14 protein-coding genes and 1 pseudogene are annotated in these 24616 nt (G+C 59.0%); 8 read left to right on the forward strand and 7 right to left on the reverse strand.

The features are described 5' to 3' along the window. Nucleotides 1-144 precede the first annotated feature (144 nt). From J3U87_RS25275 to J3U87_RS25295, 5 genes are all read right to left on the reverse strand, one after another. Nucleotides 145-1680, reverse strand: coding sequence for a 4-hydroxyphenylacetate 3-hydroxylase family protein (locus J3U87_RS25275; protein ID WP_237378567.1), 1536 nt, complete (start codon nt 1678-1680; stop codon nt 145-147). Nucleotides 1681-1883: 203 nt separating this feature from the next. Further along, on the reverse strand, nt 1884-3431 hold the full coding sequence (locus J3U87_RS25280) for a PepSY-associated TM helix domain-containing protein (protein ID WP_237378568.1): 1548 nt from the start codon (nt 3429-3431) through the stop codon (nt 1884-1886). A gap of 175 nt (nt 3432-3606) precedes the next feature. Continuing rightward, nucleotides 3607-3897, reverse strand: a complete 291-nt coding sequence (locus tag J3U87_RS25285) for a hypothetical protein (protein WP_237378569.1) — start codon at nt 3895-3897, stop codon at nt 3607-3609. Then, nucleotides 3881-4213 (reverse strand): hypothetical protein, encoded by a 333-nt coding sequence (locus J3U87_RS25290; RefSeq protein WP_237378570.1) that lies wholly within the window; start codon nt 4211-4213, stop codon nt 3881-3883. Before J3U87_RS25290 ends, J3U87_RS25285 begins: the two co-directional genes overlap by 17 nt. A 25-nt stretch (nt 4214-4238) precedes the next feature. Then, nucleotides 4239-6668 (reverse strand): TonB-dependent receptor, encoded by a 2430-nt coding sequence (locus tag J3U87_RS25295; RefSeq protein WP_237378571.1) that lies wholly within the window; start codon nt 6666-6668, stop codon nt 4239-4241. Between the two features lie 355 nt (nt 6669-7023). Here J3U87_RS25295 and J3U87_RS25300 point away from each other — a divergent pair, with 355 nt between their 5' ends. From J3U87_RS25300 to J3U87_RS35385, 7 genes and pseudogenes are all read left to right on the forward strand, one after another. Next, nucleotides 7024-8313, forward strand: coding sequence for a radical SAM protein (locus tag J3U87_RS25300; RefSeq protein WP_237378572.1), 1290 nt, complete (start codon nt 7024-7026; stop codon nt 8311-8313). Then, nucleotides 8310-9944 carry an alpha-keto acid decarboxylase family protein gene (locus J3U87_RS25305; protein ID WP_237378573.1) on the forward strand — a complete coding sequence of 545 codons (1635 nt, stop codon included), beginning with the start codon at nt 8310-8312 and terminating at the stop codon, nt 9942-9944. The genes J3U87_RS25300 and J3U87_RS25305 overlap by 4 nt, the downstream gene beginning before the upstream one ends. Nucleotides 9945-10616: 672 nt before the next feature. Further along, nucleotides 10617-12638, forward strand: coding sequence for a TonB-dependent receptor (locus tag J3U87_RS25310; RefSeq protein WP_272932420.1), 2022 nt, complete (start codon nt 10617-10619; stop codon nt 12636-12638). 33 nt (nt 12639-12671) lie between these two features. After that, on the forward strand, nt 12672-12932 hold the full coding sequence (locus tag J3U87_RS25315; RefSeq protein WP_237378575.1) for a hypothetical protein: 261 nt from the start codon (nt 12672-12674) through the stop codon (nt 12930-12932). 351 nt (nt 12933-13283) lie between these two features. Next, the gene (locus J3U87_RS25320; RefSeq protein WP_237378576.1) at nt 13284-15521 is read left to right on the forward strand and encodes a TOMM precursor leader peptide-binding protein; all 2238 of its coding nucleotides are present in this window, start codon (nt 13284-13286) and stop codon (nt 15519-15521) included. Continuing rightward, entirely contained in the window at nt 15499-16209 is a 711-nt protein-coding gene (locus J3U87_RS25325) for a phytanoyl-CoA dioxygenase family protein (RefSeq protein WP_237378577.1), read from the forward strand. Before J3U87_RS25320 ends, J3U87_RS25325 begins: the two co-directional genes overlap by 23 nt. A 609-nt stretch (nt 16210-16818) precedes the next feature. Next, nucleotides 16819-18195: pseudogene (locus J3U87_RS35385) on the forward strand (AAA family ATPase); the annotation flags it as partial. 282 nt (nt 18196-18477) lie between these two features. Here the strand turns inward: J3U87_RS35385 and J3U87_RS25335 are convergent. Beyond that, nucleotides 18478-18738 (reverse strand): hypothetical protein, encoded by a 261-nt coding sequence (locus tag J3U87_RS25335; protein ID WP_237378579.1) that lies wholly within the window; start codon nt 18736-18738, stop codon nt 18478-18480. A 57-nt stretch (nt 18739-18795) separates the two neighbouring features. Here J3U87_RS25335 and J3U87_RS25340 point away from each other — a divergent pair, with 57 nt between their 5' ends. Then, nucleotides 18796-22047, forward strand: a complete 3252-nt coding sequence (locus J3U87_RS25340; protein ID WP_237384536.1) for a GAF domain-containing SpoIIE family protein phosphatase — start codon at nt 18796-18798, stop codon at nt 22045-22047. 70 nt (nt 22048-22117) lie between these two features. Here the strand turns inward: J3U87_RS25340 and J3U87_RS25345 are convergent, their stop codons facing one another. Continuing rightward, a complete protein-coding gene (locus J3U87_RS25345) occupies nt 22118-24616 on the reverse strand; it encodes a methyl-accepting chemotaxis protein (protein ID WP_237378580.1) in 2499 nt (832 codons plus the stop codon).

Raw genomic sequence — 24616 nt, forward strand, 5'->3', positions numbered from 1 at the left:
GCTCCTGGGAAAGGGTGGTTGGGATAGGGGAGGCCTATCGGGATGGTTACCGGCGGGCGGAGTTCGGCCATGCCCGATCCGAGACGGACCGGGTGGCCATTCATCGATGCTATGGGGTTGTCGCTGGAGGGCGGGAAATGCGGGTTAGGTGGGCTGCTGCGCCGTTTCCGAAGCAAGCGTTTGTTGCGCGGCGGCATGGGCTTCGGCCAGGTCCGGAGCCGTCCAGCCGTTCAGGTCGTACTCGTCCATGCAGTCCTCGACCATGTCGACACAGTCGTTCAAGTCGCCGTTGCCAAGGCTCGAGAAGAAGGCGTCCAGTCTGACGAACTCGTGACTACCCAGGTAGTTGCGCTCGTAAAGCTCGTGGCGGCCACCGAATTCCGAACCGGTGGCGTCCCACAACAGCTTCATGACTTTCATGCGTTCTTCGGCGTCGGACTGCGAACCGCGGAAATAGCGATCCAGATCGGGACGCAGTTCCGGGTTTTGGAAATCGGCGGCCGAGGAGTTGACGTAGATCAGGCCGCTGGCCACGACCTGCTGCACCACTTCGCGGTAGCGGGAATAGGCCATGGTGGACATGACGCGGTAGGCCAGGGCGTAGCGGCTGTTGGGTAACACCGCGCCGTTGACCCAGGGCTCCGGGTTGCGGGCCATGGCGTCCGAAAGCGCCCACAGCGTGTTGCGCCAGGCCAGGACTTCGCCGATTTGGGCGCGCACGCCGCGGAAGTCCAGGCTGCCGGTGGCTTCGACCCCTTTGACCAACAGGCCCGTCAGGAAGTCCAGCTTCACGGCCAGACGGGTGCAGGCTTGGAAACAGGAGTTCGGGACGAAGCCCGAGCGGCCCATGAACGATTTGGTCTTGGCCGTGTCGCGATAGATGAACACGTCTTCCCAGGGTACGAAGACCTGGTCCAGCACCAGTACCGAGTCGTTTTCGTCGAAGCGGCTGGAGAGCGGATAGTCGAAGGGCGTGCCGTTTTTCAGGGCGGACATGGGGTAGGAGGGGCGGCAGATCAACTTCACCCCGGGCGCGTGGATCGGCACGATGAAGGTCAGCGCCAGGTCCTCGTTGGTGACCTGACTGGTTTGGCCGATGAAGTTGTAGTGGGTCAGGGCCGAGCCGGTGGCCACCGCCTTGGCGCCGCTGACGATGATGCCGCCGTCGGTTTCGCGATCGAGCGAGAGAAAGACGTCGCTCGATTCGTCGGGGCTCAGGTTGCGGTCGACCGGCGGGTTGATGATGGCGTGGTTGAAGAAGTACACCCGCTCTCGGGCCTTTTGGAACCAGGCTCGGGCGTTGTCGGCGTAGTCTCCGTAAAAGTCGGCGTTGACGCCGAGGGTGGCGAGCAGGCTGGCCTTGTACTCGGGCGAACGGCCCATCCAGCCGTAGGACATCTTGGCCCAGGCGGCGATGGCGTCGCGGGACTTGATCAGGTCTTCGGCGCTGGTGGCCGGATTGAAGAAGCGGTGGGTGAAGCCACCGCCGTCGAGTGGCGTGATGAGGTCGTCGCGAACGGCCGGGTCATGCAGGGCATCGTACATGCGGGCCATCATGCGCGCGGCGGTGGCGAATGCCGGGTGGGTGGTGACGTCCTCGATGCGTTCGCCGTAGATCCAGACCTCGCGGGCATCGCGAAGACTCTCCAGATATTCACTACCGGTAAAGGGCAAAACCATGGAAACCTCGATGATCGAAAAGTGGGGGGCAGGTCGTGGGGAGCTGCCGTGTGTGGTTGGTGGTTGTGGGAGGGGTAAGTTTGTAATTGAGACTCGATATCAATTTGTTCGAGGCCGAGCCTTTCGCGTCGATCCCGTTGGATCGGTCGCGGTCTGCTCGAGTGTCCGCGAAGCTGTCTCCGACAGGGCCGCCCCGAGTGGGATCAGCTCTCCTGGGGTTGGGTGATCGAGTCCGCCATCTCCGTTTTGGCTGCGGGTGCCGGGTGGAATCGCCGCGCGTACCAACATGCGCCGAGGCCGAGGAGCAGGAAGGTGGCGTCGACGCCGAACACGTAGAACCAGTTCATGCGCCAACTGTCCCAGAAGAAGTGCCCGGTGGTCAGACCGTTGAGGACGGGTACGGCCGCGGCCGCCAGTCCCGAGCCGAGCAGCAGCGGGCGGGCCAGCGCCTTTGGCGGCGGACCGAAGCAGGCGACCAGGGTGAGTGCCAGCCAAACCAGCCAGAAAACCAGAGGGGCGCCGACCAGGTCGTGGTCATCGGCCCGCGGGTACAGCCGGTGGACCCAGAACAGGGCGATCGTGGCCGCCGGAAGCCCGCCGCAAATACCCAGTGCCACTCGCGCGAATCGCTCGGTGCTCGCCGGTGCGGCGGCCTTGCGGCGCTGGTTGAGGCGTTTCTCCAACCAGATCATGGTTCCGGTGGCGGAGAGCAGCGTCATGCCCAGGCCCAGGAAGAAGTAGAGCCATTTCATGGCCGTACCGCCGAAACTGGCGAAATGGAGGGGCGTGACCATGCCGAAGAGGCGGCTCCAGAGCCCGCCGGCCAACCAATCGACCCGGTGCACTTCGGCGCCGCTGTGTAGGTTGTAGATGAAGGTGTTTTGGAAGGTGAGCGTGCCGCGGACCGGGCCGCTGAACTCCACATGAGCGCCTTGATCGCCGTACTCGCTGATTTCCACGTACTGGATCTGCAACTTCGGTTGCTCCTGCAACGCGCGATCGCGCAGCGCATCCAGCGACAACATCCGGCCTGGCTTGTCCTGCTTCTGGGCGGCGGGTCCCGTGAAGGCCGCGGTGGCCGCCGCAACGTCGCCATCGTAGGAGGCGAGGGCCATGAATCCACCCAGAAAACCGAGCAGGCCCAAGATCGCACCAGTGAACGCGATGACGGTGATGAACGGTAAGCTCCAGGTTCCTAGTAGCTTGTGGAGATCGGTCAGCCACATGCGGCGCGTTTTGGGGCGGCGGGTCAAAAATAGTTCCGCCCATCGTTTGCGGTGGATGACGATGCCGGTGACCATCAGCAGCAACAGGAAAATGCCGGAAAACCCGATCAGGTAGCGGCCGAACGGGTAGGGCAGGTGGAGATCGGTGTGCAGATGACCCAGAAATTCGGCGATCTCGGCGTGGGTTTTGGGAAGGACGGATCCGTCGTGAGGGTCGAGGCGCAGTTCGTAGTGCTCGCCGTCGCTGAAGTGCATCAAATGGAGATAGGGCCGGGCCGGGTTGGGCATGCGCACGAACAGGTTCGGGTAGTTGAAGCCCGCGGCGCGCGCATCCTGCAAGCGAGACTCGAGGCTGAACGGGGCTGGGTTCCAGGATCGACGCAGCTCGGGGTGTTCCCAAGTGGCCAGTTCACCGACGAACAGGGACACCGATCCCGAAAAACAGATGACGAAAAGAAAGATGCCCAGAATGAGTCCGGCCCAGGCGTGGGTCTCATACATGATTTTTCGGGTACGCTGCTGCATGTCAGCTCCGTGAGGTCAGGGCAACCGTGAGGGGGCACGGGATTGGAGATGCGAGTGAGGCACCCAGCCTGTTCACCATTGGTGGGCTGGGGGGGGGGATGGATTGGGCGCGAACAGGCGGACTGTATCGAAGTGATGGGTGTGGGTGTCGTGGCGAGTGGGGAAGGTTTCGGCGTCAGGCTGCTTGGTGGAGATAGAGGCCGAGCGCGTCAAACGCGGTGAACACCAGCGAGAGGATGCCGATCGTCAACCATGCCCGCTTGCCGCTGTCGGCCGTGAATGCATAGAGCATGGCGGCGATCCAGATCAAGGGGAAGAGCAGGGCGCCCAGGAACATGCGGTCGAAGGGCTCGGAGGGCCAGTAGATCGAAAAGGTGACCCCCACGGCGAGCGCCAGCAGCAGGCCGCCGACCAGGCCGGCGCTGATCTGTCCCCAGGGACGCGAAACCTTAGATGAAGACGACATGCATACCTCCGGCGAGAACACAGGCCAGGACCCAGGTGGGCATCCAGTCCGGCGCGACCTTGGCGGTGACGATCAGTGCGGTACCGATCAAGGATGTCGCCCAGAGCGCCGTCACCAATCCGGGTCCCAAACCCAACATGAGAACCCAGCCCGTCGCGGCCGCGATCGCCGCGAGGGACGCCGCGATCACGAGCGGGAGGTGGGCGCGAGGTGGTTCGCTGTCGATCGGCCAGAGGCCTCGGGCGCGGAACCAGAGGAGCATGGCGGCTGTGTGGATGGCCAAGGTCAACGGCCAACTGGTGATGGGTTCGATCATGATCGCCTCCTCACGCCGGCCGCGGTTACCAGTTCACCTGGAGGTTGGCGCCGACGGTACGCGGGTCGCCGAGGCTGAACAGGGCGCCTTCGCGCACCAGCCCCACGGTCACGTACTCCTCGTCCAGCAGGTTGCGGGCATAGACGAACAGGCCCCAGTGCTTGTGGTTGTACCCGATGCGGGTGTTGACCAGCGTGCGTGCGTCCTGGATGCCGATTTCGCCGTTGTCCGGGTTGCGGTAGCTGTCGCCCAGGTAGTTCACGTCGCCCTGGACCAGGAAGCCGGACGCGTGTTGGTAGGCGCTGCCGGCCGTGATCGTCCACTCGGCCGCGCCGGGGAAGCGATTACCGGTGTAATCGCGGCCGTCGGGCGTGACGAAGGACTCGAAGCGCGTGTTGGTGTAGCCCGCGCCGGCGTAGATGTCCCAGTTGCGGTCGATCTTGCCGCGCAATTCCAGCTCGGCGCCGTAGAGACGGGACTCGCCGGCGTTGATGACGGTCGTGTCGAAGTTGTTGGCGGACAGCGCCACCGTGATCTGCTGGTCGGTCCAGTCGGTGTAGAAGGTGTTGGCGCTCAGCAGGAGTTGGTTGTCGAGCAGGTTGGCGCGGAAGGAAGCCTCGTAGTTCCAGGTGTATTCCGGATCGTACGCGTCGGCGGTGGCGCGTACCGCGTTGACCGAAACGCCTCCGGCGCGGTAGCCCCGCTGTATGGTGAAAGCCGCGTTCCATCCGTTTTCGTTTCGATATTGAATGCCGAGTTTGGGCAGGAAGGCGTCGAAGTCGGTGTCACCGACACCCTCGCCGTTAGCCTGCGCGATTTGGCCGCTGACCAATGCGTTGACCTGGGCGATACCTTCGGCCAGACCGACCGGATAGGGCGGTGCCCCGAAGTCGGCGGGATTCGGCAGGGTGGAAATCAGGCCGGCGCTGTTGTTCAACTCCAGGTCGAACGTTTCGCGGTCGTAACGGAATCCACCGACCAAGGTCCACCGATCGTCGAAATCATGGCTGAAGTCGGTGTACACCGCGAAGTTGCGGGTCTCGGCCAGGTTGGTGTTGCCGGTGCTGGCCTGAATCAGCTCGGGGTAGAAGGGCAGCAGGAACTCGGGAATGCCCAGCGCGGCCGAAGGCAGCACGACCCGACCCTGGTAACCGTCGTCGTCGTCCAGCGAGGCGCCATATACCCCGATCAGGGCCTTGGTGCGGTCACCCTCGAAGTGGAAACGCAGGTCCTGGGTGATGTTGGTGGTTTCCAGCTCGCGAACGGTGGAGCCGAGGTCCTGGGCGCTCAGGTCGTTGTCGAACTGTGCTTCGTAGTTGCCTTGGTTGACCGAGGTGACCGAAGACAGGCGCCAGCGATCGGACCAGCCGTACCCGATTTCGAGGGTGGCGATGTCGGTACTGTAATCGTTGTAGGTTTCGATGTCGAAGGGGGCGATGCGGTCTTCGAAGGGATCCGCCACATCCGAGCGCTGGCTGTCCCAGCCCTTGTCGGCCTTACCGTGGGTCAGCGTCAGCAGGAAGTTGAGGTCGCGATCCGAATCGGGCACGAACAGCAGTTTGGCGCGGTAGGTGGCGGTTTCGTGGCTGTCGGCGTCGGTGTCGATCTGCGGGTTGGTCACGAAGCCTTCGGCCTCGCGCACGTCCGCCGAGACGCGATAGGCGAGGCGTCCATCGATCAGGGCGTCCCCGTGGGCGAAGGCCAACTGGTTCTGTCCCGCTTCGCCGCCGGCAACCTTCAGGGCTCCGTCCATTTGGAACTGGGGTTGTTTGGAGCGCAGGAAGATGCTGCCGGCCAGGGCGTTGCGACCCTGGGTCGTAGATTGCGGACCGCGGAAGACTTCCACCTGCTCCAGGTCCCAGGTGCTCAGGGTGCCGCCTTCGATGGTGCGGCGACCCAGGACGGAGCCGTCCACGTAGACCGAGGCCAGGCCGTTGAAGCCGCCGCCGGACACGTCGACCGCGTCGATACCGCGAATGGTGAACCCGTTGTCGCCGTAGCGGCTGGTGACGTTCGCGGTGCGGTTGAGGAGGGCGTACATGTCGCGAATGTCGGCTTTTTTCATCTCTTGGTCGGTGGCCACGCGCACGCTGGAAAGCGTTTCGGAGAGGGTGCGCTCGGTTTTTTCACCTTTGACCACGATCCGTTCCTGAATGGAGGGCTCGCTATCGGCCTGGGTCATGGGCGAGTCCTCGGAGGTGCCGCGCTCGTCTGCATCGACTTCAGCCTCCGCGGCCAGCCAGGCGACCAGTTCGGGGCGCGCGATGGATGCGGCCAGGGAGGCGGGCCAGAGGGCGGTGGCGCTGGTAGACTCGGTGACCGAGTCGGCTTTGGGTGCTTGGGCCGAAAGCGGCGTGAGGGCGCAAAATCCGCAAAGTGCGAGTGAAACGAGGCGTTGCCGGTAAGGGCGGAGTGAAAATTTTGAAAACTTACGCTCCAAGGGCAAGATAGACATGCAAAAACTCCAGAAAAAAGTGCAAAATAAAGATAAATTATCAATAGAGTGCACTTCGCCAATGAGGCGAAAAAAGTGGGCGTCACATTGCGACGGAGCTATTGTTATTGAGACGCCGTCTCAATGTCAACGAAAATGTATTTATTTCAGCTACAACCGTTGACCCTCTTGCGTTTTCGCGCGGTCACCCTATTTTTGGCGACGGCGCCACGGCCTCGATCTTCGTTCCTATTGCCGGGCTCGGCTCCTTCCGCTTGTCGTCTCCTCCGCCGATCTCTTCGCGGGCTCGCCTTTTTGGCCGATAAATTGCCGTTATCCTCTAGAACCGCATCACTCGATTCTGGAGGCCTGGTATATGGATCTGGATGCAGCGCGCGATTTTCCCCATAACCCCGCACTTTTGAAACTGGCTCTCTACTGCGAAGGCTTGCGCATCGATGAGGACGCCACTGCGGAATTACACGAATCTCGCGGAATTTTACGCACTCGAGCCGGCCTGGGCAGCGGATTGGAACTGGTCCTGCCCGGGAACCTTTGGACCAATGCACCCGTCGCCGAAGATTTTTGTGCCCAGTCACCTTTTCTGCTGACTTTTCGCAAGGGACGTTTTCAGGTTCGCCACGAAAACGGCCTGGCCACCGACGTGGAGATCGCCCCCAGGCCGACCTGGTACGACCTGCGCTGCTCCACCGGCAAGCAGATGTCGCGGGTCGGCACGCTTCAGGGCACCTACCTCGGGATTTATGCCGCCAACGTCTGTGAGTTCTGGACGCGCAAGAACCGCGAGATGTGCAAATTCTGTTCGGTCGGCCTGAACCTGGGAGCCGACGACGCCTCGGACAAGACCCAACGCGAGGTGCTGGAAGTGGTCAGGATGGCCAAACTTCAATCGGGCATCACCTACGTGGATTTCAACACCGGTCACCACGAGGACGAGGGTTACCTGGACGTGCTCGAACCCCTGGTCACGGCGGTCAAGCGCGAGACGGGCCTGCTGGTGGGGGTTCAGACGCCGCCGCACTCGGATTTGGAACGCTATCGGCGGCTGCGCGAGTTGGGCGTCAACCGGGTGTCCTTCTGCTTCGAACTCTACGACCGCGAACGGTTCGACGAGATCTGTCCCGGCAAAAGCGCGACGTACGGGCTTGATCGCTATCTGGAAACCATGGATTTCTGCGCCGCGCTCGGCAAAAAGGTCAACATGCACGAGCCCTGGGTGACCAACGGAGAGATCATCGCCGGGTTGGAGGATCCGCAAACCACGATTGCGGCGATCGACCGGATCACTTCGGTCGGCGCGGTCCCGACGGTCTGTGTGTTCCGGCCGTTGAAGGGAACCGCCCTGGCGCATTTGCCGCCGCCGAAAACCGAAGACATGGTTCCGGTCTTCCGCCACCTGTACGAGGCCTGCATGCGTCACAACCTACCCATCGGCTTGGCGCCCAACGTACACGTCAGCCTGGTGATGCTGCCCGAAGAATGTGCTTGGCTGAGTCCCCGGCGCTCCAGTTGGTCGTTTCGGACCAAGCAGTGGCGGTTGGAAGTGAAAAAACGGGTGTTTCATCACCTGTTCGATCGGAAGGTGCGCGGTATTTCGCAGGACCCGGCTCCGGTGGGGTCCGCCGTCGATGGAGGTGAGGGATGAGTTCGGAAACACTGGCTGGTTATCTATTCAATCGTCTGAAACAACACGGGGTGATCCACACGTTCGGCATTCCCGGCGACTTCGCCTTGCCGCTCTACCGCGCCCAACAGGATGCCGGCGTGGACACGGTGGTGTGCAGCCACGAGCCCAACGCCCTGTTCGCCGCCGACGCCTATGCGCGGCTGCGCGGGTTGGGGGTCGCCGTGGCCACCTATGGACCCGGCGCCTTGAACATGGTGAATCCGATGGCGATGGCCTACGCCGAACATTCGCCCGTGCTGCTGATCAGCGCGGCGCCAGGGGTCGGTCAGCGTCACATGGCCCAAATCCACCACCTGGTAAAGACCCACGAGAGCCAGTTGAAGATTCTGCGCGAAGTGACGGCGGCCGCGGCGGTCCTGGACAATCCGAGCACGGCCCGTGACGACATCGATCGCGTGCTGGGCACCATTTTGTCGGAACATCGTTCCGGCTACCTGGAAATCCCCAGCGACATGACCTTCGCACCGTTGCCGGAACGGCCGGCAACCCCGTCACCCGTGGTGCAGGCGGTGACCGGGCCCTCTGCGGCCGGTTTGAACGAGGCGGCCCGGGAAATCGTCGACCTGGTGCGCGCGGCCCGTTCCGCGGTGGTGATGGTCGGCGTCGGCTTGCGCCGTAGCCAGGTGGCGCGCGAGGTGATCCGCCTGGTCGAGGCCTGGCAGGTCCCGGTGGTGTCCTCGGTCATGGGAAAAAGTGTGTTCCCCGAGCGCCATCCCCTGTTCCGCGGGGTGTTCATGGGCGATCTGGGTGATCCCGAGGCGCGTCGCATCGTTGCCGATGCCGATTGTGTCGTGAAGATCGGCGTCATCGACAGCGATGTGAACAACGGCTTCGGGACGGCCGAAATCCCGCCCGAGTGCTGCATCTCGCTTTGCAAACACGGGGTCTGGGTGCGGCACCATCACTATCCCGAGCACTACATCGCCGATGTGATGGGGGCCTTGGTGTCCGAGTGTGCCGAGCGGGACGTGGCGCCGATCGCACCAGCGATCCAGGCCAAGCCGGTCAGGCCCGCCGGGGATGTCGCGACCCTGGCCAGCCTGGGCGAAGAACTGCAGGCGCTGCTGGACGGGGGGACCCAGGTCTTGGCCGACGTGGGTGAGTCCTGGTTCCTGGGCCTGGAGCTGAAGGTGGATACCTTCATGGCACCGGGTTTCTACGCCAGCATGGGCTTCGCGGTACCGGGCGCCCTGGGCGCGGGTCTGGCGGATCCGGACAAGCGGCCGGTGGTACTGACGGGTGACGGTTCCTTTCAGATGACCGGTAACGATTTGGCGGTGATGAAGGCTCGTGGACTGCGTCCGGTGATCATCGTGCTCAACAACAGCTACTACGAACTGTTGGAGGTCATCGACGGGCCGCGCGACTACTTCGCCCTACCCAGTTGGGACTACGTGGGCATCGCCGAGGCGCAGGGCTGCGCGGGCCAGCGCGTCGAACGGGTGGGCGAGCTGCGGGAAGCGCTGGCACGAGCCTGGGATGCGAGCGAGCCCTTCCTGATCGAGGTGGTCATCTCGCGCCAGGATCACGCGCCGATGATGGAACGCATCCGCCAGTTCTTCGAGGAAAAAGCCAAAAGCCAGGGTTGAATCGCATCCTTGCACGGTTTTGGGCCAAAAACCCACCGGCAATTTGCACCATCGCACCAACTCGGATCGCGCCCAAAGCTCACTGTCCGTTGGAGTTACCGGCATTGAGGCCAGTCTCGATGGTTGCCCGTAACAGGGGCTTCCAGCGAACTGGCCTTTCCATTCTTTTTTACGCTTATCTTCCGGTAAATTAATGACTATAGGCTCTCGTGTTATTCGCAGCTTGGCACGAAAACACAACAGTGTATTCATTATTATTTGTTTTGTTTTAACCGAAAAAACTGGCGTTCATGAATTCCCCTTTACAGAAAGTCGCCACTCCGTTAAGCTTTGAGCCAATAAGACTTCAACAAATTGAAATGGTCAATTCCAAGAGAAGAGATTCTTGGTGGCGTGATGGAACTCGCTGTTGGATTGCGACAAATCGCAGAAAGGCTCGCACCGTTCGCTCCAGAGCAGGCGAGTGTACTCGATCTTGTTTTACTTCAGCACCTTGCACAAAACATCATACTTGTTCGAATTACCTTTTCTTGGTAGTGAGGCTGCTGGTATGTACTTCATGCTTGGAGCGTAACTGTGGTTGTGCGTACGTTCTGGTTGCTGGCTTGTCTCGGTGGATGGGTCCTTGGCCAAAGTTCCGATTTGGAAAAGTTGCCCGCTTCCGTTGAAGAAATGATTGTGACCGCACAGAGGAAAGAGGAAAGCGCACAGAAAGCGGCTGTTTCCGTGAAAGTCATAACAGGCGCAGCTTTGGAGTCTTCGGGAACCGGCGACACTCGAGAATTACAGAACCTCGTTCCCAGCTTGGTGTTCAGCAGTAACAGCGCGTTCGGGCAGCCCTACCTGAGGGGGGTAGGCAATGACATTCTCGCCATCGGCGCCGATCCCACCCTGGCCGTCTACGTGGACGACGTGTATCACACCCGACCGGTCGCCTCGATTCAGGACCTGTTTGATGTAGCGCGTGTCGAAGTCCTGAAAGGACCCCAAGGCACCTTGTACGGTCGCAATGCCACGGCGGGCGCGTTGAAGATCGTCAACCGGCAGCCGGAGGCAGCGCGACACTTCGAGGTAGGTGTCGATTACGGGAATTTCGAGACCACGAGAATGCGTGCCCTGGCCAATTTCCCGCTCGTCAGGGATCGGGTCCTGGCCCGTCTCGTTCTACAGAAATGGCAACACGATGGGTTCACCGAAAATCTCGTTGGCGAGGACCTCGATGACAAGGACACCTGGGCGGGCCGATTGACGCTGCGGTTTCTGGCAGGTGCCCATTGGGACCTGACCTTGGCCGTCGATCACAGAAATGAAGACGACAGCCGCCTCTTGGGTGCCAAGGTGGACAGTAGGGCATTTTCGCCGGCGGTGGCCCTTGGCGCGGTCATTCCCGAAGATGGACGTCACGTCAAATTCGATCAGCTCATGAACAATGATCTGGCCCAATACGGACAATCTCTGCGCATCGAAAGGCGCCTGGAGCATTTGGAGATCACCTCACTTACCGGGTTTCGGGTCTCCGACTACGACAACCATCTCGATATCGATGCCACGGATATCGACTTTTCCAGAAATCGTGCCTTCGAACGGTCGGAAGCCTTTACCCAGGAGTTCCAAGTCAGCGGTGAAGGCCGCCGGTTCTCATGGCTTGCCGGTCTGTTCTCGCTCAAAGAGGACGCCTCCCAAAATTTCAATTTCCTCATCACGCAGCCGGCGGAAACGACACTTTCTCCCGCGGCCGACAGTGAAGTACAGGCACACGCCCTGTTCGGCAGCGTCACGGGTTCGTTTGGCGAACACTGGAAGGGGACCCTCGGCGCCCGTTATTCCCATGAAGAAAAAGAAATGGTGATCAACCACGTGATTGATGGCGGATCGATTGGCACATCGCGAGTCGAGGATGATTGGGATGCGATCATGCCCCGCCTTTCTCTCGAGTACCATTTTGCGGAGACCATGTATTATTTCAATATCGCGCGTGGCTTCAAGAGCGGAGGCTTCGATGCCAATGCCTTCTTTCCGCCCGTCGCGACTTTCGAGCCGGAAACCTTGTGGAGCTATGAGGTCGGCCTCAAGACCTCGCTTGCCGAGGGACGGATTACGCTCAGTGGCGCCGGCTTTTTTTATGATTACCGCGATCTTCAAGTCAACCAGTTCGAAGGTGCCGCCAATCTCGCCACGATCCGCAACGCTGCCGCCGCCGAAGTCAAGGGTCTCGAGTGGGAGGTACGGGCGCGGCTACAGGACTCGCTTTCGGTCCAGGTGGATGTCGCTTTCCTGGATGCGACCTATCAGGATTATGTCACCCAGGATCCCGACGGCACCGATCCCGTAACCCCGATCAATCTCGCGGGGAATTCTCTGCCGCGAGCACCGGAATTCTCGTCGGTAACCTCGCTGCTTTATCGGGATCCAAACAGGGGCGGAGTGGGTTTCAGGCTGGATCACCGCTACCAATCACGCATCTACTTCAATCAATTCGAAGCGGATTTTGTCGAACAGGAGGCCTTCCACCTATGGAGCGCCCAAATCTCCTATGAACCACGCAACGCCAAATGGAGATTGAGCCTTACTGGTCAAAACCTTAGTGATGAACTGTACCGTGAATCTGTCGTCAGGAGTACCGGCCTGATTGGAACGTTGCAGTTCTTTGGGCCGCCCCGAACCTACTATGGAGGGGTAACCTATCGGTGGTAATCTCCGGTGCTCTCGTGAAAGGATATGCGGCACATGGCGAACAAGCAGAAATACCTAACTCCAGTACAGTTGGGACGTTTTATCGCAGAGGCGTGGCTCGACCCACAATTGGCATCCGACTACGAAAAGGACCCGACGAACACGCTCAAGAATTGGGCATTAAACACCTTGAATGTCGACCTCGAGCGAGCCTCGAAACTTGTTGATCGCCCTAACGATTTGAAAAACAATGATCTACAAGATATAGCCAATGGGACCACACCCTATCACGTGTATCCAAATCGCTTTTGCTGACCCATAACGATCGGTGCCCTATCGAGTTTGGCACAGGCCCTCTCGGATGGAAGGCGAGCGAAATCCCTGGGTTTCGTTCGCCGTATTCCCGGCGGATGCGATGCGAACGAAGGCGATCGGGTCGACCCCGTCGCTGGCCGCTCTTTCGCAAGGTTTCGGCGCAATCCATCATGGGAGAAATCTCGGCTCCAGAGGAAGCGTACCTGAATCGCTTGGCGCCACCCATAGTTCGCGGTTTTGTGAGAATGATCCGGTGCAACCCATCGTCGGAGTCGGGGTGGCTTTGCGCGTCGCCTCGGCAGCTTGCAACCCGTCGTTCGATTTTCGGGCATACGTTTTGGAGACCGGCTCATGAGATACCCACGACTCAAACCCAAGTACCGCTATGCCGTTTGCTCCGGCAAAGGCGTGTTTTTATGCGATGAAGATCGGGCCCATTTGATATCGGGCTCACTATACGAAGACCTGATTCCTCTTTTGGATGGACGAATGGATGATGAATCGCTGGTCGGTGCCCTGGCCGCCGACTACTCTTCCGCCCAGGTTTTCTATGGAATCGGCCTTCTCCACAAGCAGGGTTTTTTAGATGAACGGTCCTGCACGGAAGACCTCGAAGCGCAGGCCTTTTGGCAGGAATTGGGTGAAGGCGTCCATCCGAATCGAAAAGGGCTCGACCGTTTCACGATCGGTGTCGAGGACCTCGTGACGCAGGACGGCGGTACTGCCGGGACCTTCACAGATCTCGGGCTGGAGATCGGCGGCGAGCCCGCGTTGGTGGTCGTTCGCACCTCCAATTACCTCGATCCTCGTTTGGAAGATTACAATCAAAAATTTCTCGAATCGAATCAGCCCTGGATGGTACTCAACACGGAGGGGACAAGGCCCTGGATCGGTCCGATTCTGGTGCAGGGCAAAACGTCTTGCTGGACTTGTTTGACCCATCGCTTGAGCAGAAACCGGCCGATCGAGAAGTATTTGCACGACCTGGGCCCCGCGGAGGTGGACCTTTCGACGCCCCGTGCGGCCCTGCCCAGTACGCGCGCCGCCGCCATGGCCCTGGCTGCCACCGAAATCGGGAAATGGGCTGCGGGACTGCCCTCCTTGGAAAACAAGATCGCGGTACTGGACACCCGCGTCTTCGACATCCAGCATCACCAGATCACCAAACGGCTGCAGTGCCCCGCTTGCGGCCGGCCGGAAGGTTATCCTATCGGAACCGGCGACAAGCCACGGTTGTCCGGTCAGGCCATCGGTGACATCACCTTGGCGGGTTATCGGCGCGAGCCTCCGCAGCGAACCTATGCCCGGTTGGCACACCTGGTTTCGCCCATTACAGGTATTGTTCGGCAAATCATCGAGGCCAACGATGCCGAGACCCGCCACCATGCACCCGTCTTTGTCAGTCGTCATCAAATGGGGCGGACCTACCAGAGCTTCGATGCCCTGATGCGGGAATTGGCCGGTCGATCGGAGGGTAAGGGTATTGATCGCGATCAGGCCAGGACCAGCGCTCTTTGTGAATCGATCGAGCGCTACGCCGGCAGTTTTCAAGGGGACGAGACGCGATTGAGGGGCCGCTTCGAAGACATGAAGCCCGATGCCATCCATCCCAATCGGGTCCAGTTATTCAGCGCTCGCCAATACGCCGAACGCGATCGGTGGAATCAGCGCGAAATCGAAGCCTGTCATATTCCCCAGCCCTTCGACACAAAGGCCGACATCGAATGGAGCCCGCTCCATTCGATGGTGTCCGGAAAGACCCGCTACTTGCCGACAGCCCTCTGTTATCAAGGATATGCGGGTCTCTCGGGCTCGGAATTCGGGACCGCAAATTTCAATGGCTGCGCGGCCGGTAGTTGTATGGATGAAGCGATCATCCAAGGGTTTTTGGAACTTGTGGAACGCGATCAGGTGGCCATTTGGTGGTACAACCGTCTCGCCTGCCCAAGTGTGGACCTCGCCACCTTTACAGAGCCCTTCTTCGCGCAAATTCAGGCTTTCTACCGTTCGCTCGGTCGAAATCTCCACCTGCTCTTCATCTCGACGGATTTGGGAATTCCCACCTTTGCGGCCATTTCCTACTTGGACAAGGGACCCCAGCGCGAAATGCTGCTCGGGTTTGGCGCCCATTTCGATGCGAACATCGCCATGGCCAGGGCGTTGACCGAAGTAAATCAAAAATTATCTCTCGTTCGTAACGGTGCGCTCGAGCACCTCGAAGCCGACCCGAGGCATGAAGCGGAATTGACGCGGCGATGGTATCGAGACGAAAATCTGGAAACTCAGCCCTTCCTTCGCCCGGCCGGCCTGGTTTCACGCGACGATCTACCCCGTCGAGAGTTCACGCATTTCGGGCAAGCCATCGACGCCTGCATCGCCCTTTCCGCGCGACGTGGTCTGGATCTCCTGGTACTCGACCAGACCAGACCGGATATCGACCTTGCCGTTGTCCGTGTGGTGGTCCCCGGATTGCGACATTTCTGGCCCAGATTCGCTGCGGGGCGATTGTTCGACGCCCCGGTCGAGGCGGAGCTGTTCAGTAAACCGATCGAGGAGGAGTTGTTCCATGACTACTTTCCCATCTTTTGAATTTGAAGGTCCTTGCAACCCTGAATTGAGTGCCGGTCAATTGACCCGGTTTTGGGAAATGGGTTACGGCAGCCATCCCTTGCTGCTCGAGGGAGGGGAATTGGAGGGTTTGAGAACGAAATTCGAGGACATCCTCGTCGATGCATTCGGACTCGACAGCCAGACCCTCGCCACGACCCTGACGATCGAGAAGTACGTGCTGGAAATGACCCTTTCGGCCAGTCACTCCGACTATTTGAGCGACTCCCAGATCTATGGAAAGATCGTCGGCATCGGGGCCCAATTGTTCGGGCTCGAACCCGAAGACGTCGTTGCCGGATGGCGTATCTTCTTGAAGAAGCCCGGTTTCAAGGAAACCCCGTTTCATCAGGATGCCCTTTTCAGGCCACCGCCCTACGATTCGATTTCGTTTTGGATTCCCCTCGATGGGGCGAGCGAACGAAACGGATGCCTCTACTACATCGATCGCAGCCACGAGCGCGGTCTGTTGCCGCATCGGGAAATCGACGGTCAGCAAACGATCGAAGCCATCGGCTTCGAAGAGGCCCGAGCCTGTCCGCTGCCTCCCGGCGCGGTTTCCTTCCACCACTGTATGACGATCCATGGCGCCGCACCAAACCGAGATACGAAAAGTCGCCGATGCTTCGGCATCGTTTGCTCACCGGGTCGATCGACCGGCACGGTATGAAGCAGGCCCTCGCGGATGTCGGTGGGCCTGCTTTCCCGATGCCGCTGCGCAGGAGCGATCGCTCCCTGCGGGGTCGGCGTCGATCCGATCGATGGAATCCGCAGGACGAATCGGTCATGTCAGCCTGTTTCCGCCTTTCCTTTGTGGAGGTTACCTGGGGATTGGCTGTTCCTGTCAAAGCCGCTCTGCCGGGTCCACCATCCGGAGCCGGCCTCGAGGATCCCTTCGAAATGGCGCGCGGCGACGATGGAAATGCACCCGGCAGGAAGGATTTGCTGAACATGAGGGCCCATTTGGCCGATGATTGATTCTGAGCCATGATGACACTCTTACCCTCCCGGACTTCAATGTCCCATGGACGGTATCAATCTGCAGCGGGAGTCTTGACAAAGGCATAGACGCTAGAGCTGACAATAGGTCTCCATTCATCTACACTTAATTGCTAAGAGGATTGATTTTAATGCCTTTATGCGAAAAATGCTCCGCCGGGAAGAAACCAGGGAACACGAGATCGAGACTGCCGTCCCAAAGGGCCGCAGTACCTGTGATCCCAAAATCAAAGGGTTTGGGAGGTTGGTCGCCAGCTCTCCACGGAAGGAACCGACGATGATGAAAGGATTGCCCGGCTTTAAGATCGTTTCAGTCGCCCACAAGGGAAGAACCACGGAAATATACCGGGGTTACCGAACTGGGGACCAAGTTCCCGTCTTCATAAAAACTTCCACCGATCTCATTTCCTCAGCTCGGCTGTCCCATGAGTTCCGGGTCCTGCGTCACTTGGAACCCGAAAATGTCGATTCGTTGCCCCTCCTGGTCGAAGCTGAGCTGAACACGCTCGTGATGAAGGATTTCGGCGGCCAATCACTGGATCGCCTCGAGGGCAAGGTGCCGGGTAGCCTGGCCGAGCGCTTGAAGTTGTTGATCGGGTTGGCCGGGGAACTCGAAGCCATCCACGAAGCGGGCATCATTCACAACAACATCAACCCTTCCAACCTCGTGTGGAATCCAGCACGCGGCAACGTGCAAATCATCGACTACGGGATCGCCACCAAACACAGTTGGGGTGGCTCGCTGCTCGGCGACGATGTCATCGAAGGCTCCCTGGCCTTCATCGCCCCGGAGCGAACCGGCCGCATGAACCGCTCTCCCGACTATCGATCGGATTACTACTCGCTCGGACTCACGTTCTACCAAATCCTGACGGGCGTGCACCCCTTTGTCGCCCATGACCTGAATAGCTGGATCTATCAGCACCTGGCCGCAAAGCCTTCCGCTCTGTTCGAGCATGATCCCGGCATTCCCCGCGTCCTTTCCGACATTGTCCTCACCCTGATCCAGAAGGAAGTGGAGAAGCGCTACCAAAGCCTTCGTGGATTGATCTTCGATCTCGAAAAATGCCTCGATGCCCTCGACTCCCAGAACGAGATCGAGCCCTTTTCCGTCGGTTCGACCGATACCTCGGGAATGTTCCGCCTGCCCCAGGGATGTATTGGCCGGGAATCGGAAAAAGAAACCTTGATCGAGGCCGTCGCTCAAGTCCGTGACGGTCAAGTCTGCATGGTTTGTGTTGCCGGACTCCCTGGCGTGGGAAAAACGACCCTCATCAGAGAGACCCACAAGCCGATCGTCATCGAAGGTGGCTACTTCATTTCGGGTAAATTTGAACAGTTCAACCGCGATATTCCTTATGCGGCTCTCGTTCATGCCTTCAAAGGCCTGGTCTCGAAGTGGCTCGGCGAATCGGCGACTGCCATGGAGAAGCGTCGCCAACGGCTTCAAAAAGCATTTGGGATGAGTGGGAAATTGATCACCAACCTGATCCCGGAAGTTGAACGGATCACGGGCAAACAGCCACCGATGGCCGACCTTTCGATGTCGGCCAACTCCAATCGGTTCGAGTTGGTTTTTTCCAACTTTCTGTCGGCCTGTGCCACTCCCGAGGAACCGCTGGTTATTTTCCTGGATGATTTGCAGTGGATCGACCTGCCCTCGCTGAAATTACTTCGTTCCCTGATCGGCCACTCCCAAATCAAGAACGTGCTCTTTTTGGGGGCGTACCGCGATTCCGAGGTCGAGGAAGATCACCCGTTGGCCACCGCCTTGGGCGACTTGCAACGCCTCACCCAAAACATCGAGATCCTCAGCCTGGCTCCGTTTACCTTCGAACAAACCCTGAATTATATTTCCAAATCGATTGGCCAGAACCCGGCCGACTGTCGCGAACCCGCCCGTGCCTGTTACCAGAAAACAAATGGAAACCCCTTTTATTTAAAGCAATTCCTTCAAAGCTTGGCTGATGAGGGCATTCTTCACCATGAAAGGAAGAGCAGTCGCTGGGTTTGGGATTTGGTACGGTTGAATTCCCAGAAGATGGCTGAAAATGTTGCCGAATTTCTTGCGGAAAAAGTCAAGAAATTGCCCAAACCGACGCAAGATTTGGTGTTGTTGGGTGCTTGTATCGGCAACACGTTCGATATAGAGACCCTGGCCATGATTTCCAAGCAACCCAAGAAAGAGGCGGCCCTTCATTTGGAAAAAGCCTTGGAAGATCGGTTGCTGGCGCCTTTGGACGGTTCCCATTTCTTGGTGGATGCCGATTCACCGGAACTCGTGGCCAAATACCGTTTCCTGCACGATCGCATTCAGCAAACCGCCTATGAGTTGATGGGCGACACAGGGAGAATGGCGACTCATCTGGAGTTGGGACGATTGCTGGTCCGCAACGCCGGGGTGACGGGACCGAAAACGCTCGAGGCATGGACCAAGGTGACGACGGTCTTCGAAATAGCCAATCACTTGAATAAAAGCGTGACCCACATTTCCGATCCCGAGGAACGGGAGCAATTGATGATCATCAATTGGATCGCGGCAAAAAAAGCGATCGCGTCGGTGGCCTACCAGGAGGCCTTCGCCTACCTTCGATTTTCGCTGACACTGTTGCCCCAGAACGCTTGGCGCCACGATTACCAGACCGCTCTGGTCATTCACAACGACGCCGCCACCGCTGCGTTTCTAAGCGGCAACGATGCCCAAATGGAACACTTGCTGGCTGAAATAGTGGATAACAGCAATACCGATACCGATGCCGGCAGTGCGTACGATGTCTTACTGAAGGCCAGGATCTCTCAAAACCGGCACGCGGACGCGCTCGAAGGGGCCTGTTCGGTGCTCGGCCGCCTGGGTGTGGACCTCCCAAGCGACTGTTCCAGTGAAGAAGTGAATCGGGAATTCGACCTGCTGATAGCCGAGATCGACCGGGTGGGAACGGATCGGATCAGCGCCCAATCCAAAATGGACGATTGCCAAGCGTTGCTTGCAATGCGCCTCTTACGCGGCATCGTCCCGATCACCGCCGCAATCGGGCCGAGCCTTCATCAGTTGGTCATTGTCAGAATGGTCAGCCTGACCTTGAAAAGGGGGCTGTGCGAGGATTCCGCCATGGGCTTCGTTTCCCTCGCCATGTTACTTTGCCGCCGCCGCGATGAAGACCGCATGACCCAGATGAGCGATATGGCCACCTGGCTGAGCAAACGCTATCCGTCAAAGGAACTCCAAGTTTATATTGACCACATCGCTTCGACCTTGTGGGCTTGGAAAAAACCGCTCTTGGATGTGGGTGACGAAGAGTTGGAGATATCTTATGCGGCGGTGGAGGCCGGCGAATTCGGAATTGCCGGTTTTGCTTTGCTTTTCTATCTCACCTATCTGAGTTTGGTGGGCAAGGACCTGGATCACGCCTGCAAAGAGTTCGAAAAGTGCCTTCAATTGACCCACAGGATCAAGCAACATTATGTGGCCCAGTTCCTCCAAATCTTCTTTCAGGCCTTGGAGAACGTTCGCGGAACCCAGGAAAACCCTCATGATCTGGCCGGTCCACATTATGACGAGTCGGTCATGCCGGCTCAGCATCTAAAAAACAAAGACGTGTACAGCACGATCTATTATCACTACAACAAAATGTTTCTTTGCTGTCTCTTCGGCCGCTACCAAGAAGCCGTGGATCAAATGCGACCGATCGAATCGTTGCTTCCGTTCATCCAAGATCATGTTCTGCTCTACCAAGTTCATTATTACTATGGATTAGCTTGCCTCGCGCTAAGTCATGACGTTGCACCGGCTAAACGCGACATACTATTTGACGCGGCCGATCAGTCCATAGAAAAAGTTGAGTGGGCTGCCCAATGGGGGCCGATGAACTTCAAACACAAACACCATTTTCTCGCGGCGGAACGCGCCTGGGCGCTGTCTGACCGGCCGGGCGCGCGCACGCATTTCAAAACCGCCGCCAGGCTGGCCACCGAAAACAACCACATTCTGGATGCCGGCCATGTTTGGGAGCGTCTCGGTTTGTTATGGCTCGCCGAGGACGAGCCCGAGGCCGCGGGAGTGTTTCTCAATCGAGCCCATGGCGCATACCGGGCATGCGGCGCCAAGGCCAAAATTCTCATGTTGGAAAAACAATTCAGCATTTCGCTGGCGACCAACCATTTTTCCACCACAAAAAACGCTGGCGTGCGGGTCGAAGCCATCGATTTGAATACCTTTCTCAAAGCCTCTCGCGCCATCATGGGTAACATGGTTTTGGACAACCTACTCGAGTCCATGATGGTGATCATCTGCGAGAATGTATGTGCGCGAAAGGGCTCGTTTTTGATGGATAAAGACGGGAAGTGGACGGTTTGCGTGCGCTATGCCCACGAGCGGGGTCCTGAGATCTGTTCGAGGGAACTGAGCGATTTCCAACCCGGCGAGCTGCCCAAATCGCTGATCGAATTCGTGATTAACAGCAAGGACCCGATGGTGTTGGAAAATGCCTCGGAAAGCGGCGGCTATCTTTTTGATCCTTACATCAAAAAGCGACGCTCCAAATCGGTCATGTGCGTCCCCGTCATCAACCAGGGCAAATTGCTCGGCGTCCTCTTTTTAGAGAACAGTCTCAACGTGGGCGTGTTCACGACCCAGCGCCTCGAAGTGTTGAAAATGCTGGCCTCGCTGGCGGCTATTTCGGTCGAGAATGCCACCTTATATAGCAGGTTGGAACAAAAAGTCGCCCAGCGCACTGCCGAAGTTCGCAAGAAGAATCTCCAGCTAGTGTCGAGTCTTACCTATGCGAAGCGAATTCAGGATGCCATTCTTCCGGAGCTCGAAAACGTTCGTCACGTGTTCCCCCATTCCTTCTGCCTATTCCGGCCTTGCGGCTTGGTTTCGGGAGACTTCTTTTGGTTCAACAGATACCGTTCATACGCATTTCTGGCCGTTTTCGACTGTACCGGTCACGGTGTGCCGGGGGCCTTCATGTCGATGATCGGAAACACGCTATTGCACCATATCATCAGCCTTGAAGGTATTTTTGACCCGGCCATGATCTTCGAGTATTTGAACACCGAAGTGCGGCGCGTGCTGAAACAGGAGACGGGACAGGCGACCGATGGCATGGACGGCGCGCTTTGCAGATATGATCTGGAAGCCAAGACCCTGGTGTTTTGTGGCGCCAGAAGACCCGTGTATCTGAACCTGCCCCACCAATCGGGAATCGTGGAAATCAAGGGGAGCCGCAAGTCCATCGGTGGCAGGCAAAGGCGATCTCCCAACCACTTTGTCAATCACGAAATCGATTTGGTCGATGGGTTGACGATGTACCTTTGTACCGATGGATTTGCGGACCAGCCGAACGTCGACGGAAAAAAAATCGGAACCCGCCGCTTTAAGCAACTGCTCAACTCGATGTCGGGAGTCTCGATGTTGGACCAGGAACGGGTTCTTTCTTCTCAACTTGATTTTTTCACCCAAGGGATCGAACAGCGCGACGACATCACCGTGTTGGGTGTTCGGTTCTGAGGCCCGGCCCGTTCACGGCCGGGTGCCGTCCGGGGTGAACCCGAGCCATCGTTTTTCCCGCGAGCCGCCCTCATAGCTGGAACTTGGACACGATCTCGTCCAACGACTGGGCCATCTCGCGCATCTCGCGGGCGGCCTGGTTGACTTCCCGAACGAACTCGTAGGTTTCCTTCGATTTGGTGTGGATCCCCATGACACCGCGATTGACCGCGGTGGCCTCGTCCACCAACCGCACCGCACTGTGGTTGATCGATCGGGCGTTCTCGCTGGCCGTCACCGAGATCTGGTTGATCTCGGCCAGGCCTTGGGAAATGCCGCCGATGCTTTGCTCGATTTCCTCGGTATCGACCGTGGTTCTCATCAGGTTCTTGGCGACCTCGTGAATCGTCCGCTCCTGCTCCTCGACCATGGTCGCCACCGACAGGTTGACCTGGTTCAGCTCCTCGATCGATTCGCTGACCTTGAGGATTCCATCCTGGGCCGACGCCGAATCCTCCTGCAGCGCACGCACTTGTTTGAAGATATTGCCGGTCGCTTCACGGGTCTTTTGGGCCAGTTCCTTGACTTCGGCGGCGACCACCGCGAAACCGGCGCCCGCCTTGCCGGCCGTGGCGGCCTCGATGGTGGCGTTGAGCGAGAGCAGGTTGGTTTGCTCGGCGATCGACTTGATGAGGGTGATGACCGCATCGATCTTGCCCGCCGAATCGGTCACGGTCTGGATCTGTTCGGTCACGTTGCCCACGCTTTCGTTGCCCACCGAACTGGTTTCGGCGGCCCGGGTGCAGGTGGTGCTGATTTCGGCCACCGTCGCGTTGATCTCCTCCACCGCCGCCGAGATTTGTCGTGAGTTGGCGCTGATTTCGCCCACGGTGTGGGTGATCTGAGTGGCTTCCGAGGCCAGCTTCTGCACGGTCACCGAGACCTGCATCGCCTCGTTCGCGGTGTGATCCGCCTGGCCGGCCACTTCGCCGAAGGTTTGCGTCATGCCTTGGGCCCGATCGCTGATTTCCTGGGTTTCGTGCATGGTGCGCTCGGCCGAGTCTTCCAGCAGATCGGCGCGGGTATCCAGTAACTGAGCCTTGTCGAGCACCAGACTGGCGCTTTCCGCAGCGGTGCGAATGGTGCGGTTCAGGTGGTCGACCATGTGGTTGATGGCCTCGCCCAAGGTGCCCAGCTCGTCCTGCCGTTGTAGGGGTAGTCGATCGCTCAGGTCGCCGGCGGCCACCTTTTCGGCGAACGTCACCATTTGCTTGATGGGCCCGACCACGGTGCGCACCGCCAAAATCGCGAGGAAGATCACGATGATCAGGGTGGGGATCAGGATCAAGATCGCGGTCGTCAACAGTTTCTCGCGATACTCGTTTCCGCTGGTCGCCAGTTGTTGGGCCCGTTGAAAGGCCTCCTCTTTCGAGAGGTTGACGGCGATCCCCCATTTGAAGGGACCCAGGTCCACCGGGGCGAAGGCCGTCACCACCTCGCGACCCAGATAGTCGGTCGTCTCCGAAATACCCGTCTGGTTCTGCTGAAAGACCTGGCGCATGATCGGGAAGTTCATCTTCCCCGCCTCGCCCTTGCGGTAGGCGCTGTCCACGGAAAAGCGTGCGGGATCCATATGCGAATCGGAACGCGGCAGCATGTCGGGACCGATCAGGATGGCCTCGCCGCTCTCGCCTAGGCCGGTGCGCTCGCGCATGATCAGGTCGATGCGGTCCAGCGGGATCTGAAAGGCCAGGACCCCGATTTTTTGGCCGTCCACGACGATGGGAGCGGCGAGGAAACTGGCGGGGGCCTCGTAGGAGGGCGTGTACTGGCTGTAGTCGACCAGGTGATAGGCGTCGTGGCTGTCGCGCGCCATGGCGCCGCGGTAGGCTTTGGCCAGGCCGGAATCGCGATAGGGACCCGCTGCCAGCGAGGTCGCGAAATCCGCTTCCTTGAACACCGAATAGACCACGTAGCCGGTCTCGGCCTCGATCAGGAAGATGTCGTAGTAGCCGAAGCGCTCCATATAGGCCCGCACGACCGGGTGAAATTGCGCGTGCAGCCGATCGTAACTCGAGCCGCGCTCGCTGCGATCGAGCTTGTCCTTTTCTCCGGGCGGGTGGAGCGATGTGGCGATCCAGTCGTGCTGAAAGACCAGGCTGGCCGTTGGGAGTTCGGCGTACAGCGCGTCGCCGGGTGCCTCCTGCTTCGGGTTATGTTCGCGGTACTTTTCGGCAAAGGTGGTGTCGTAGAATTCGGCGACCTTTTCCTTGTAGGCATCGAGTCGACGGGGATTTCGTTCGACGGTGGAGGCCACCTCGAAAAAGGCCTTGGTGAGGTCGGCCATGTGGCTCGTGATCATGGGGTTTTCCGCGAACGACAGGTTTTGCTTTTGGAGGAAGCCGAAGTAGTCCTGGACCTGATTCCTCCTGCTGGTACGCGCCGAATGGAGCGCGTTGAACACCTGATCCTTGGACATTTGGATGGTTTCTTCCGAAAAATTCGATACCGTTTCCTGGGATCGGGTCAGGGTAATCGCGGCAAAGAGTAAGAGGGGCAGTACGCTGATCGAGACTATGAAGACCAACAC

This window comes from Sulfidibacter corallicola, from assembly GCF_017498545.1.
GTDB classification, from domain to species: Bacteria; Acidobacteriota; Holophagae; order Acanthopleuribacterales; family Acanthopleuribacteraceae; genus Sulfidibacter; species Sulfidibacter corallicola.

Excerpts from the sequence above, each read along its gene's own strand:
- J3U87_RS25320 (WP_237378576.1), top strand. The coding sequence starts at position 13,284 with ATGAGATACCCACGACTCAAACCCAAGTACCGCTATGCCGTTTGCTCC.
- J3U87_RS25280 (WP_237378568.1), bottom strand. The coding sequence starts at position 3,431 with ATGCAGCAGCGTACCCGAAAAATCATGTATGAGACCCACGCCTGGGCC.
- J3U87_RS25275 (WP_237378567.1), bottom strand. The coding sequence starts at position 1,680 with ATGGTTTTGCCCTTTACCGGTAGTGAATATCTGGAGAGTCTTCGCGAT.
- J3U87_RS25325 (WP_237378577.1), top strand. The coding sequence starts at position 15,499 with ATGACTACTTTCCCATCTTTTGAATTTGAAGGTCCTTGCAACCCTGAA.
- J3U87_RS25310 (WP_272932420.1), top strand. The coding sequence starts at position 10,617 with ATGATTGTGACCGCACAGAGGAAAGAGGAAAGCGCACAGAAAGCGGCT.
- J3U87_RS25290 (WP_237378570.1), bottom strand. The coding sequence starts at position 4,213 with ATGATCGAACCCATCACCAGTTGGCCGTTGACCTTGGCCATCCACACA.
- J3U87_RS25295 (WP_237378571.1), bottom strand. The coding sequence starts at position 6,668 with ATGTCTATCTTGCCCTTGGAGCGTAAGTTTTCAAAATTTTCACTCCGC.
- J3U87_RS25285 (WP_237378569.1), bottom strand. The coding sequence starts at position 3,897 with ATGTCGTCTTCATCTAAGGTTTCGCGTCCCTGGGGACAGATCAGCGCC.
- J3U87_RS25300 (WP_237378572.1), top strand. The coding sequence starts at position 7,024 with ATGGATCTGGATGCAGCGCGCGATTTTCCCCATAACCCCGCACTTTTG.
- J3U87_RS25335 (WP_237378579.1), bottom strand. The coding sequence starts at position 18,738 with ATGAAGGGCCGCCTCTTTCTTGGGTTGCTTGGAAATCATGGCCAGGGT.
- J3U87_RS25315 (WP_237378575.1), top strand. The coding sequence starts at position 12,672 with ATGGCGAACAAGCAGAAATACCTAACTCCAGTACAGTTGGGACGTTTT.
- J3U87_RS25305 (WP_237378573.1), top strand. The coding sequence starts at position 8,310 with ATGAGTTCGGAAACACTGGCTGGTTATCTATTCAATCGTCTGAAACAA.